The sequence below is a fragment of the Pseudomonas sp. 2725 genome, from assembly GCF_050434585.1.
GTDB classification, from domain to species: Bacteria; Pseudomonadota; Gammaproteobacteria; order Pseudomonadales; family Pseudomonadaceae; genus Aquipseudomonas; species Aquipseudomonas jessenii.
On sequence record NZ_JBNDIV010000007.1, the window covers coordinates 32,802 to 44,655 of the forward strand.

An 11,854-nucleotide genomic window follows, 5' to 3' on the forward strand; every position below is an offset into this window, starting at 1 on the left:
TCTGAATGCGAGACGCCGTACGCCTCGGAGCAATGGACATGCGTCCAGTGTGGACATCAGGTGGCTCGAAAGAACGGTTTTGCCGCGTTTGCGCCAGAACTCGAGGACAAGCAGGAGGGCTTCAAGGCCGACTTCTACGAGACCTACGCGCATCTTGAAAGCGGCCATTTCTGGTTCCGGGCGCGTGGCAGGTTGATTACATGGGCGCTGATGAAGTATGCGCCGCGCATGCGTTCATTTCTGGAAATCGGGTGCGGTACCGGCTTCATTCTGAGTCGGGTCGCCGTGGCGTTTCCGAAGGCCAGGTTGCTTGGCAGCGAGATGTTCTCGACCGGGCTGAAGTTTGCCTCCTCTTGCTTGCCCGGTGCGGAGTTCGTGCAGATGGATGCGCGCGATATCCCTTACATCGACGAGTTCGATGCTATTGGCGCGTTCGATGTCATCGAGCACATCGAGGCGGATACCGTGGTGCTCCAGCAGATGCACCGTGCCCTGAAGCCCGGGGGAATCATGCTGTTGACCGTGCCCCAGCATCAGTGGCTGTGGAGCCAGGTGGATGAATATTCCTGCCACGTGCGGCGCTACGATGCCGCCGACCTGCATCGCAAGGTGGAAGAGGCGGGGTTTTCCGTCGTGCGTAGCACATCGTTCGTCTCGTTACTGCTGCCGGCGATGATGATTTCACGCGGCGCCAAGAAGCAACAGCGGGGCGACACGAGCGAGACCGCCGAATTAGCGGTACCCAAGGCGCTCAATGTGCTGTTTGGTTTCGTGATGTGGCTGGAGTGTTTGCTCATCAAGGTGGGAGTGAGTTTTCCGGTCGGTGCTTCCAGGCTGCTTGTCGTCCGGAAAAAGAGTTGATGCCCCCCGACTTTGCATAACGACGTGAGTCTAGTTCGACCCGATTAAAATTTGCGTGCGAAGGCTCAAATGATGGAAGACAAAACGATCCAGTTCAATCGCCCCTACATGACGGGGAAAGAGCTTTATTACATCGCTGAAGCCAAGTTCGGCAATATCCTCGCCGGTGATGGCCCGTTCACCAAGCGGTGCCATGAGTGGATGATCGAACGTACCGGTTCGAGCAAGGCTTTGCTGACCCACTCGTGCACGGCAGCGCTGGAAATGTCCGCGTTGTTGTTGGACATCCAGTCCGGCGACGAGGTCATCATGCCCTCGTTCACGTTCGTTTCCACGGCCAATGCCTTCGTTTTGCGCGGCGGCGTTCCCGTGTTCGTCGATATCCGTCCGGATACCCTGAACCTGGATGAGACGCTGATCGAGGCGGCTATCACGCCGCGCACCAGGGCAATCGTGCCGGTTCATTATGCGGGCGTGAGTTGCGAGATGGATACGATCATGGAGATCGCCCAGCGTCACAACCTGAAAGTGGTCGAGGATGCGGCGCAGGGGGTCATGGCCGCTTACAAGGGGCGGGCTCTGGGCAGTATCGGGGACTTCGGCGCCTTCAGCTTCCATGAGACCAAGAACGTCATTTCGGGCGAGGGCGGCGCATTGCTCGTCAATGATCCTGCGTATGTGTTGCGCGCAGAAATCATCCGCGAAAAAGGCACTGACCGTAGCCGTTTCTTCCGCGGCGAGGTCGACAAATACACTTGGCAGGAAGTCGGGTCGTCATTCCTTCCAGGGGACGTGACTGCCGCGTTTCTCTGGGCGCAGTTGGAAGAGGCCGAACACATCACGCAGGCGCGGCTTGCCATCTGGCAGCGGTATCACGAATTGCTGGCGCCGCTGGAAACCAGCGGGGCGCTGCGCCGTCCTATCGTGCCGGCCGACTGCCAGCACAACGCGCACATGTACTACGTGCTGCTGCCCGCAGACATGCCGCGACAACCGGTGCTCGATGGCCTCAAGCGAGAGGGAATCAATTCGGTCTTCCATTACGTGCCCCTGCACTCCTCGCCGGCTGGCCAGCGTTACGGCCGTGTCCATGGCGCCATGGACAACACGGTGAACCTCTCGGAGCGCTTGCTGCGACTGCCGCTGTGGGTAGGTATGTCGGTCGAGCAGCAGGAACGTGTGGTGGAAGTCTTGCGGGACGAACTGTGTCGCTGATTCGACAAGCACTCTTGCCGGAGTTCGGCACGATCCCGAGTCCGAGTTTTATCGCAGCAGCTTTCGGCTCGGCGCGTTCTTTGTAGCCCAGGAAGGCCAAGCACTCCGCCAGTGTGCGTGTTTGTCGCGTGGGGAACCGTCTTGGGCAAGTTGGTTTTCGTTCAGTTTGAACAACAGGGAGGGTGCAGCGAGTTGCCAGTCAAAAAGGCCGCCGCCAGCTCCAATCAACTGAGACGCTGTGACCAAATCCGATATGAAACCCCAGAAACGAAAAAGGCCCACCGTAAGGTGAGCCTAAGTCGTTGTTCTATATGGTGCCGGCACCAGGAATCGAACCCGGGACCTACTGATTACAAGTCAGTTGCTCTACCATCTGAGCTATACCGGCGTGTCAGGGCGACGATTATAGCGATTGGTTGGCTTCTGTAAACCCCTGAATTATGACTATTTTTGCGCTGGCTTCAGGTCAGGCGCGCAGCAGGGTTTTCTTGAGTTTCTGGATGGCTTGCCAGGTTCGACTGTTTTGCATCGCGCGCAGCTGTGCTTCGGCCTGTTCGGCGCGTTGCAGGGCGGCGGCGAGTTGGTGTTCGATGTCGCCGACAGGGTGGCTGAAGTTGTGGCCTTTGCAGAACTGGAACTCGTCCAGGTTGCACGGCGGGATGTCGAAGGCGGGTTTGAGGTTCAGGTGTTCTTCGGCGAGGTAGTAGGTGTTGATGCCGTCGAACAGGATGGAGTGGTAGCCGGCGTCGGTGACGAGGGTTTCCCAGGCCTGGTCGCGGGCCCAGGGGGTTTCGATAAGGATCACCCATGGCCGCCATTGGCTGAAGTCCATGCCGCGCAGGACGGTTTCTTCGTGGCCTTCGACATCGATTTTCAGGAAGTGAATGGCGCGGCCCTGGGCGTGTTCTTCGCAGATGGAGGCCAGGGTGCGGGACTTGATCGTTTGGCTGCGCACGTCCATGCCGGCGTCTCGGTGCAGTTTGGCCATGGCCGGGTCCAGGGTCGAAAGGCCGGTGCCGGCGATGCCGTAGAAGGTCAGTTCGTCAGCACTTTCCCCGGCCGCACACTGCAGGTTGGTGTCTTTGGGGCGTTGCTGGCTCAGGGCTTCGAAATAGTTGGGCATCGGTTCGACGTTGATGCCGGTCCAGCCGTTGTCGTAGAACGCCTTGGTGACGGAGTCATGGGTGGGATCGTTTGCCCCGACGTCGATGTAGAAGCCGTTCTCGACGGTTTTGAGGGCGCGCCACAGGCGTATGTCTTCGAAATTCTGTGCGTAGGAAATGAACGTCACTGGCGCATCCTGTCGGAGGAATGTTCTTGTTCGTGGCCGCGCTGCCGGCGCCCTTGCGTGTGTGTATATCAAGAGTAATGAAAGGGTGCAATTTCCCCTGTCTGCGATCCGGGATTAGGCATTTATGTCGTTTTGATTAAATGCTTATGCACAATGCCATTGGCAGCGCACTGGGTTTAGGTCGAAATTGTGGATCCGTTCTCGTTTGTTCGCAAATACCTGTTTTTTCGATTTTTTATGCGAGTGTATAAAAAATGAACAGTGTGGATTTAGCCCTGAAACAGGCGTGGATATTGGATCCACGATTATTTCATCAACAGAGTTATCCACAGGTCGGATGTATTTAAGCGCGTTCGGCCAGGAGCAGGAAATTACGCGGCGTGAGCGGAGTTTCGCAGAAGGTGCCGACACGGACGCTGTAGCCCTGCTCGGTGAGGAAAAGTGCCCGGTCAAGGACCAGCCAAAGCTCCAGTGGGCGTCGGAAAAGTCCGCGTAGTAGTTCAAGGTTGCGCACTTCGGCCAGTCGCTGCCAACCGGCGGCTTCGAGGGCTGGCCAATCTTGCGGGCCGATTGTGGATAACTCTTTGAGAGTGGCGAGATGATGGCAGTAATCGGCGAAGGGTTTGTCCAGCCAGGCGCTGGGCAGGGAAGGGGTTGGCAGGTACTCGTCAATGCCGCGTAGTTGCCGTTGCAGCAAGTCGAAGCCCAGGCGCCGGGCCATGGAGGTGTCGCGTTGACGTCGCACGCGGGCACCGGCGGTAACGGTTTCGCTCATGGGCAACGCGAGGTCGTCGAGGGAAAGCTGTAAGCCGGAGCCTTGGGCGGCCGAGGAAATCGGTGAGTATTGGGCAAGACTGATCCGGTTGTAGCAACACGGCGCGATGGCGAGCTGTTTGCAGCCTGTGACGCTGGCGAGTTGAATCAGCCGCACATGCAAATCACCGCAGGCGTGAAGCGCGACGGGCGTGTGATACGCACCCAGTAAACAAGCTGCGTCTGCCGCGAGCACATCTTGTTCGATATGCAGCGCATGCAGGTGATGGCGCTGGCTGAGTGCCTGGCCGCTGGTTACCAGTGCCGGGTCGTATTCCAGGCACGTCAGTTGTTGCCCCGGTTGCAGTAGGCGGCGGCCCAGATGTCCTTTACCCGAGCACCAGTCCATCCAATGCTGCGGTGTTTCGGAAAACTGCAACCGACTGGCGAAGGCTTCGATCTGTTGCCATTTGCGCCCCGGTACATCGACGTTCAACCGATGACCCGCCGCCTCGAGTGTGCGAGTCGGCAACTCATCCACGGCACTCAAGGCAGCGGACATTGTTGCCAGGGAAGCAAAGGGCTCCGGTGCATTCAGAAGGGCAGGTTGGTTGTGAGCGTTTTCCGCGTCTTCCAGCGACCGCTTGCGTAGCCATTCGGCCAGAGCAGGGTAGTACGCTTCCCAGGGAAGATGCCGATGAGTGAACGGTCGGGGTTTCCACAGTGCCTGATGCTCTGTCAGAAAAGCATCCAGCGCGGTGAAACGGGCGAGCAGGGCCTCGCCCGTCAACACGCCGCTATCAACGTCCTTGGCAGGCATCGACGCGCAACCAGCGCTCCAGCAGCTTGAAGCCACGCACCAGCACGTAAGCCATTACCAGATAGAACATGCCCGCGGCGAAGAAGATCTCCACCGGCAGGTAGGTCCGGGCAATGATGGTGCGGGCCATGCCGGTCAATTCCAGCAGGGTCACGGTGCTGGCCAGGGCGCTGGCCTTGAGCATCAGGATCACTTCGTTGCTGTAGGCCGGCAGGCCGATGCGCGCGGCGCGCGGCAGCATGATGTAGAACAGCGCTTTTGGTTTGGACATGCCCAGTGCCCGTGCCGCCTCGATCTCGCCCGGTGGAATCGCCTGGATGGCGCCCCGCAGGATTTCCGCAATGTAGGCCGCCGTGTGCAAGGTCATGGTCGCCGTGGCGCACCAGAACGGATCGCGCAGGTACGGCCACATCGAACTGTTACGGATCGCGTCGAACTGCGCCAGGCCGTAATAGACCAGGAACAGCTGAACCAGCAACGGCGTGCCCCGGAAAAAGAAAATGTAGCCGTAGGGAAATGCCCGCACCCACCACAGGCGCGACGAGCGGGCGATGCCCAGTGGAATGGCCAGCAGCAAACCGGCGATCACGGCGATGGCGACCAGTTCCAGGGTCAGGGTTGCGCCCTGGGCCAGTTTCGGCAGCCACTTGATGATGACTTCCCAGTTCATTGGGTGCTCCTCGCGAAGCCGCGAGCGGCACGTTTTTCCAGGAAGTGCATGCCGGTCATCGCCAGCACCGTCAGGCTCAGGTACATGAACGCGGCCACCATATAGAAGGTGAACGGTTGCTTGGAGACGGTCACGCCGATTTGCGCATGACGCATGATTTCTTCCAGGCCGATCACCGACACCAGCGCGGTGTCCTTCATCAGGATCATGAACAGGTTGCCCAGGCCCGGCAGGGCAATGCGCCACATCTGCGGCATGATCAGCTTGGTGAAGATGCGCCATTTCGACAGGCCCAGGGCCACGCCGGCTTCACGATGGCCTTTGGGGATGGCGAGGATCGCACCGCGAAACACTTCCGTGGCGTAGGCGCCGAAGCACAGGCCAAGCGCAATCACACCGGCGGCGAAGGCGTTGAGTTCAAGGTCGGGGTTGCCGAAGAACTCGCCCAGGGCACGCATCAGGTTGACCGTGCCGAAGTAGATCAACAGCACCCAGAGCAATTCCGGGATACCGCGAACCAGGGTCGAATAAGTGCCGCCAAGCCATTGCAGCGGCTTGTACGGGGAAGTCTTGGCCAAGGCGCCGAGCAGACCGAGTACCAGCCCCAGGCACAAGGCCGAGAGTGCCAGTTTCACAGTCATCAGCGCGCCAGCGGCGAGCGCCGGGCCGAATCCGTAGAGGTCGATAATCATGGATTTCTTTTCAAATCGCGGCAGGCAAGGCCGAGAACCGGCGCCATCAGGCGCCGGTCAGGCAGGTCAGTATCAATAGATGCTGAACGGGAAGTACTTGTCGTTGATCTTCTTGTAGGTGCCGTCAGCGACGATTTCTTTCAGCGCGGTGTTCAGCTTCTCGCGGATCGGGTCTTTCTTGCGCACGGCAATACCGATCTTGTCGCTCTCTTCCACTGGGTCACCCTTGAACTCGTAGCTACGGCCAGCGTCGCTTTTCAGCCATTCGTAGTTGACGTACTTGTCGGCCAGGATGCCGTCCAGGCGGCCGGAAGTCAGGTCGAGGTAGGCGTTTTCCTGGGTGTCGTAGAGCTTGATGGTGATGTCGTCACCATAGTTGTCTTCCAGGAAGGTGCCGGCCAGGGTCGCGCGCTGGGCGCCGATGATCTTGCCTTTGAGCGCGGCCTTGTCGGTTTTGAAGTCGATGTCTTTCTTGGCGATGAACTGCAGCTTGTTGGAGTAGTACGGGTCGGTGAAGTCCACCGCTTGCTTGCGCTCGTCGGTGATCGACATCGAGGAGATCAGGAAGTCGAACTTCTTGGCGTTCAGGGCCGGGATGATGCCGTCCCAGTCGGAGGTCACGACGGTGCACTCGACTTTCATCTTGGCGCACAGGGCGTCGCCGATCTCTTTGTCGAAGCCGACGACATTGCCACTGGCATCTTTATTGTTGAACGGCGGGTAAGCCGCTTCGATGCCCATCTTCAGGGTTTCGGCCATTGCACCGGCGCTGAACGCCAGGGTGACGGCGGCAGCCAGGAAGACCTTTTTGTAGTTCTGCATGTGGGTAGCTCCGTTAGCGGTTGCTGGACATGAATTGTTTGCAGCGCGCCGAAAGCGGGTTTTCAAACACCTGCTGTGGCGATCCTTGCTCTTCTACCAGGCCCTGGTGGAGGAACACCACTTCACTTGAGACCTGACGGGCGAAGCCCATTTCGTGGGTCACGAGCAGCATGGTGCGGCCTTCTTCGGCCAGCGCGCGGATGACATTAAGTACTTCCTGGACCATTTCCGGGTCAAGCGCCGAGGTGGGCTCGTCGAACAGGATGACCTTGGGCTGCATGGCCAGGGTGCGGGCGATGGCCGCGCGTTGTTGCTGGCCGCCGGACAACTGCGCCGGGTAGGCATGGCGCTTGTCGGCGATGCCGACCTTGGCCAGCAGGGCTTCGGCCACTTCGATGGCTTCGGCCTTGCTCTGGCCGAGCACGCGGCGCGGGGCTTCGATGATGTTGTCGAGCACACTCATGTGCGGCCACAGATTAAAGTTTTGAAATACAAAACCGATTTCGCTGCGCAGGCGATTGATCTGCTTGCCGTCGGCGGCCACCAGTTCACCGTTCTTCGCGGCCTTGAGCTTGAGTTCTTCGCCAGCGACCAGGATCTGGCCCTGATGCGGGTTCTCCAGCAGGTTGATGCACCGCAGGAACGTGGACTTGCCGGAGCCGGAGGAACCCAGGATCGAGATCACATCGCCGTCGCGGGCGGTCAGCGAGATGCCTTTGAGCACCTCCAGCGAACCGTAGCGTTTGTGCAAGTTGCGGATTTCAAGCGCGGGCGTGGCCTCAGCCATGTGCGTTCCTCATATATGTTGCGCTCCTGCTGTTGGCGGCCTTCCTGGCGAGGCGGCCAACCTAGCATAGCGTTTCAATGGCAGCCAACAGCGCTACGGACGGTAATCGGCTGGTGTGTGGCAGGTTGTCGCATCGACGCAGCAGACTGTCGCCCCATCAACAACCGAACAGCCGTTTGAACCTTGCCTGTCGATAAAAAGCGCGGTGGCTGCCGCAAAAAAAGGCGCGATGTTGCCAGCTTTGACAGGGTGTTGGAAGCGCTATCCGGCCAAATGCACCGCTTGTGCACTTTTAATGTGCGCGGAGCCCTTTTCAGGTGTGTTTCCGGTGCGCTGATGTATTCGCAAAAGTGGGTCGCAGGGTAACGCTTTGGCAAAGTGCCATTAAATTCAAAGGGTTGCGATGACCGTCCGGTCGAGGCGAGATCGCCGGGCTAGAGGGTTTTGAAATATTTTGGCGCAATTATTGCGTGCAGAATCCAGAACGCCCTGTTGGCTTCTTTTTACGAGAAGGTCCGCCGAACGGGATGCACGCATTCGCTTCTCCTTACAAAGGTAGTTTTAATGAGCAGTACCCAAAGCTCTAATGGCCTCGAACAGGGGCTCAAACCGCGCCACGTGACCATGCTGTCGATTGCCGGGGTTATCGGCGCCGGCTTGTTCGTTGGCTCGGGTCACGCCATCGCCGCTGCAGGTCCGGCTGTTCTGTTGGCTTACGCCGCCGCCGGCATGTTGGTGGTGCTGGTGATGCGCATGCTCGGCGAAATGGCCGTTGCCTCGCCGGACACCGGTTCGTTTTCGACTTACGCCGACCGCGCGATCGGTCACTGGGCCGGCTTCACCATCGGCTGGTTGTACTGGTGGTTCTGGGTTCTGGTGATCCCGTTGGAAGCCAACGCTGCCGCGACCATCTTGCATGCCTGGTTCCCTGGCGTGGACATCTGGGCCTTCGCCCTGGTCATCACGATGCTGTTGACCGTGACCAACCTGTTCAGCGTGAAGAACTACGGTGAATTCGAGTTCTGGTTTGCCCTGATCAAAGTGTTGGCCATCATCGGTTTCATTGTTCTGGGCCTCATGGCGATCTTCGGCTTCCTGCCGGGCAGCCAGGTCAGCGGCGTTTCCCATTTGTTCGACACCCAGGGCTTCCTGCCAAACGGCATGGGCGCGGTGTTGGGTGCCATCCTGACCACCATGTTCTCCTTCATGGGCACCGAGATCGTGACCATCGCGGCCGCGGAATCGAAAGATCCGGGCAAGCAAATCTCCAAGGCCACCAACTCGGTTATCTGGCGGATCGGCTTGTTCTACCTCGTGTCGATCTTCATCGTCGTGGCTCTGGTGCCTTGGAACGACCCGGTACTGGCAAGTCTGGGCTCCTACCAGACTGTACTTGAGCGCATGGGCATCCCTAACGCCAAGATGATCGTCGACATCGTGGTGTTGGTCGCTGTGACCAGCTGCCTGAACTCGGCGCTCTACACCTCGTCGCGGATGTTGTTCTCCCTGGGCAAGCGCGGCGATGCGCCGGCCATGTCCACCCGCACCAATAAAAGTGGCACGCCATACTGGGCGGTGATGCTGTCCACTGGCGCAGCGTTCCTGGCAACATTCGCCAACTACGTAGCTCCGGCTGCGGTGTTCGAATTCCTGCTGGCCAGCTCCGGCGCCATCGCATTGCTGGTGTACCTGGTGATTGCAATTTCGCAACTGCGCATGCGCAAGCAGCGTATAGCGCGCGGGGAGAAAATTGCCTTCAGCATGTGGCTGTTCCCGGGCCTGACCTACGCGGTGATCGTCTTCATCGTCGCGGCCCTGACCATCATGCTGTTCCAGGAAGCCCATCGTGTGGAAATTCTCGCGACCGGCTTGCTCAGTGCTCTGGTGGTAGCGGCCGGCTTGCTGGTGGCTCGCCGTCGCAAACTGGAAAAGCGTGGCGCGGTAGTGCTGAACTGATCCATACCGCGTAACGCAAAACGGCCGCTGTCAGTGATGACAAGCGGCCGTTTTTGTTTGAGTCGTAACCCTTACTCGGCTTTTTCTTCCGGCGCTTCCAGCGACTCGCGGTAGACATCCAGTGCGTCACCGAAGTCAGCAATGAACTGCGGTTCGCTCAGCCACGCCTGGGCGGTCTCGCGGTCCATGCCGTCGGCCCACATGCGGTAGTCGATCAGCATGTCGGCGGCCAGGTGGGTGGCGGCCATGCCTTCGTCGTCGGCGTTTTCCATGTCCAGCAGTTCTGGATGGTCGATGATGATAAAGGCCAGGTTCGTCAGCAGCACAGAGAGCATTTCGCTGCGGCTGACGGCTTCCGCGTCACGCATTTTGCTGAACATCGCCAGGGTGTATTCCGGGATCGGCTCGGCGAGGTGGCCAAGATCATCGTCCAGCGCGGCGGGTTTGCGGCCGTGGATATTGATCTGCTTGGCTTTGGCTTTTGCGCGCTTGGCGCGTTTCTGTTGCTTGTTCAGGGAGGCCATGGGAACTCAGTTCGGTTTCTGTTGGGTTTGCGCGGCAATGGCGTCGGACGCCGCCACGTAGTCGGCCTGGAAGGCCGGTGATTCGATCCACGCCAGGGCGCCGGCTTCGTCGGTTTCGGTCGACCATTGGCGATATTCGATCAGCGCGGCAAGGATGAAGTCCATCGCGCCTTCCTCGCCTTCCTGCTCGTACACCAGCTCCAGCAACGTGTCTTCGAGGAAGGCCGTGCACAGGGCTTGCTGGCTGATCTTTTCGGCGTCGATCATTTTCTTGAACAGTTCGGTCAGGTCCACCGACTCGAAGTCGATGCGATCGTCGTTCGGGTCCAGTTCCACCGGCGCGGCAGTCCGCTGGGTGCGGTTCTGCTTGGCCTTGGCCTTGGCGCGGGAGGCGCGTTTTTGCTGCTTGTTGGCGGAGGCCATGGGCGTCGTTCCGTAATTCGTTGAAAGGGGCGGGTGGCTCAGCTGCGTGGCACCGTTCGCCCGGGTGTGCCGGGGACCAGTTCGCCGTTTTGCAACCAGGCCAATGCAATGGGCCATAGTGTGGCTTGGTATGCGCTGCGAAAAAAGGCGAAATGTCCGACTTCTTCTTCGCCGATGTCTTCAGGATGGATACGCAGGTGAGAGTTTGTGCTGCCGGTGAAGTAGCCGAGCAGGCGTTCGATGGCCGGGACCGTGCCGTAGGGATCGTCGCTGATGCTGATGGCCAGAGTTTGCGCGGTGACGTCGGCAAAGGGCAACTGCCCGGCGGTTTTGCTGATTGTGCGGCCGCTGGAGCGTTTCTCGTAGCGGGCAGTGGAGAGGCTCCAGTCACGGACCACGCCGGCGGGTGTATCTTCCAGCCAGCCGAGCCGTTTGCCCGGAAAGTAGCCGCACAGCATCGTCACCAGCGGCATCACCACATGCCACTTGCCGAACATCCGCCAGCGATGAGCGGGCGCATAGTCGCGCCAGTAGGCGAATTGCGCACCGACCGTCACCAGACGCCGGATCAGGTGCCCGGACGCCCCCAGACCCGCTGCACAGCCGCCAAAGCTGTGGCCGACCACATCGATAGGCTGTTGGTGGAACTCACGCTGTGCGCGCTTGAGCATCGCCTCGAAATCCAGCGTTCCCCAATCGGTCCACGAGGCTTGAAGACCCTTGAGCGATGCCGGCCGCGACTCGCCGATGCCGCGGTAGTCATAGGTGATGACATCGAAGCCGTGGACGAACAGGTAGTCGGCGAAGCGCGAGTAGTGGCGACAACGGACCGAGGTGGCGGCATTGATGATCACGACCGGACGAGCGGCGTCCCGAGAAGGGTGTCGCCAGGTGAAGCCGCCGAGGATGAAACCGTCCGAGGCGGTTTCCTTGAACGGTTTGCCGGGCGTGGTATCCGGCAGCGGCAACTCGTTGCGACTGGGGGCCAGTGGAGGCGTGTCCTGCAAATTCATCGGTGTCAGTCCTTTGCGGGTAGCTGC

12 protein-coding genes and 1 tRNA gene are annotated in these 11,854 nt (G+C 59.6%); 3 read left to right on the forward strand and 10 right to left on the reverse strand.

Translation table 11 applies throughout. The features are described from left to right. Nucleotides 1-60 precede the first annotated feature (60 nt). Nucleotides 61-861: a class I SAM-dependent methyltransferase gene (locus tag ABIE16_RS20265; RefSeq protein ID WP_429521800.1), complete on the forward strand. Its 801-nt coding sequence runs from the start codon at nt 61-63 to the stop codon at nt 859-861. Between the two features lie 72 nt (nt 862-933). Continuing rightward, on the forward strand, nt 934-2,076 hold the full coding sequence (gene rffA / locus ABIE16_RS20270; protein ID WP_429521934.1) for a dTDP-4-amino-4,6-dideoxygalactose transaminase: 1,143 nt from the start codon (nt 934-936) through the stop codon (nt 2,074-2,076). A gap of 312 nt (nt 2,077-2,388) precedes the next feature. Here rffA and ABIE16_RS20275 read toward each other — a convergent pair. From ABIE16_RS20275 to ABIE16_RS20305, 7 genes are all read right to left on the reverse strand, one after another. After that, nucleotides 2,389-2,464, reverse strand: a tRNA-Thr gene (locus ABIE16_RS20275). Nucleotides 2,465-2,542: 78 nt separating this feature from the next. Next, the gene (locus ABIE16_RS20280) at nt 2,543-3,367 is read right to left on the reverse strand and encodes an FkbM family methyltransferase (RefSeq protein WP_090452580.1); all 825 of its coding nucleotides are present in this window, start codon (nt 3,365-3,367) and stop codon (nt 2,543-2,545) included. Nucleotides 3,368-3,710: 343 nt separating this feature from the next. Further along, nucleotides 3,711-4,940 carry a methyltransferase gene (locus ABIE16_RS20285; protein WP_429521801.1) on the reverse strand — a complete coding sequence of 410 codons (1,230 nt, stop codon included), beginning with the start codon at nt 4,938-4,940 and terminating at the stop codon, nt 3,711-3,713. Next, nucleotides 4,921-5,610 (reverse strand): ABC transporter permease, encoded by a 690-nt coding sequence (locus ABIE16_RS20290; RefSeq protein WP_057712426.1) that lies wholly within the window; start codon nt 5,608-5,610, stop codon nt 4,921-4,923. Before ABIE16_RS20290 ends, ABIE16_RS20285 begins: the two co-directional genes overlap by 20 nt. Then, nucleotides 5,607-6,302, reverse strand: a complete 696-nt coding sequence (locus tag ABIE16_RS20295) for an ABC transporter permease (RefSeq protein WP_057712425.1) — start codon at nt 6,300-6,302, stop codon at nt 5,607-5,609. Before ABIE16_RS20295 ends, ABIE16_RS20290 begins: the two co-directional genes overlap by 4 nt. 72 nt (nt 6,303-6,374) lie before the next feature. After that, nucleotides 6,375-7,124, reverse strand: a complete 750-nt coding sequence (locus tag ABIE16_RS20300; protein ID WP_015093061.1) for an ABC transporter substrate-binding protein — start codon at nt 7,122-7,124, stop codon at nt 6,375-6,377. A gap of 13 nt (nt 7,125-7,137) precedes the next feature. After that, nucleotides 7,138-7,911, reverse strand: a complete 774-nt coding sequence (locus ABIE16_RS20305) for an ABC transporter ATP-binding protein (protein WP_007972784.1) — start codon at nt 7,909-7,911, stop codon at nt 7,138-7,140. A 564-nt stretch (nt 7,912-8,475) separates the two neighbouring features. Between ABIE16_RS20305 and gabP the strand changes: the two genes are divergently transcribed. Beyond that, on the forward strand, nt 8,476-9,867 hold the full coding sequence (gabP, locus tag ABIE16_RS20310) for a GABA permease (RefSeq protein WP_218495315.1): 1,392 nt from the start codon (nt 8,476-8,478) through the stop codon (nt 9,865-9,867). 71 nt (nt 9,868-9,938) lie between these two features. On the opposite strand, the gene ABIE16_RS20315 is transcribed toward gabP, so the two are convergent. The 3 genes from ABIE16_RS20315 to ABIE16_RS20325 are packed head-to-tail and all read right to left on the reverse strand — an operon-like array spanning nt 9,939 to nt 11,827. Next, nucleotides 9,939-10,391 carry a hypothetical protein gene (locus tag ABIE16_RS20315; protein ID WP_057712423.1) on the reverse strand — a complete coding sequence of 151 codons (453 nt, stop codon included), beginning with the start codon at nt 10,389-10,391 and terminating at the stop codon, nt 9,939-9,941. Between the two features lie 6 nt (nt 10,392-10,397). Next, nucleotides 10,398-10,814, reverse strand: a complete 417-nt coding sequence (locus ABIE16_RS20320) for a hypothetical protein (protein WP_429521802.1) — start codon at nt 10,812-10,814, stop codon at nt 10,398-10,400. A gap of 38 nt (nt 10,815-10,852) precedes the next feature. Further along, entirely contained in the window at nt 10,853-11,827 is a 975-nt protein-coding gene (locus tag ABIE16_RS20325; RefSeq protein WP_429521803.1) for an alpha/beta hydrolase family protein, read from the reverse strand. Nucleotides 11,828-11,854 lie beyond the last annotated feature (27 nt).

Bases quoted from the DNA above. Each gene is read 5' to 3' on its own strand.
- rffA (WP_429521934.1), top strand. From the start codon at position 934: ATGGAAGACAAAACGATCCAGTTCAATCGCCCCTACATGACGGGGAAA.
- ABIE16_RS20285 (WP_429521801.1), bottom strand. From the start codon at position 4,940: ATGCCTGCCAAGGACGTTGATAGCGGCGTGTTGACGGGCGAGGCCCTG.
- ABIE16_RS20290 (WP_057712426.1), bottom strand. From the start codon at position 5,610: ATGAACTGGGAAGTCATCATCAAGTGGCTGCCGAAACTGGCCCAGGGC.
- ABIE16_RS20295 (WP_057712425.1), bottom strand. From the start codon at position 6,302: ATGATTATCGACCTCTACGGATTCGGCCCGGCGCTCGCCGCTGGCGCG.
- ABIE16_RS20300 (WP_015093061.1), bottom strand. From the start codon at position 7,124: ATGCAGAACTACAAAAAGGTCTTCCTGGCTGCCGCCGTCACCCTGGCG.
- ABIE16_RS20305 (WP_007972784.1), bottom strand. From the start codon at position 7,911: ATGGCTGAGGCCACGCCCGCGCTTGAAATCCGCAACTTGCACAAACGC.
- gabP (WP_218495315.1), top strand. From the start codon at position 8,476: ATGAGCAGTACCCAAAGCTCTAATGGCCTCGAACAGGGGCTCAAACCG.
- ABIE16_RS20315 (WP_057712423.1), bottom strand. From the start codon at position 10,391: ATGGCCTCCCTGAACAAGCAACAGAAACGCGCCAAGCGCGCAAAAGCC.
- ABIE16_RS20320 (WP_429521802.1), bottom strand. From the start codon at position 10,814: ATGGCCTCCGCCAACAAGCAGCAAAAACGCGCCTCCCGCGCCAAGGCC.
- ABIE16_RS20325 (WP_429521803.1), bottom strand. From the start codon at position 11,827: ATGAATTTGCAGGACACGCCTCCACTGGCCCCCAGTCGCAACGAGTTG.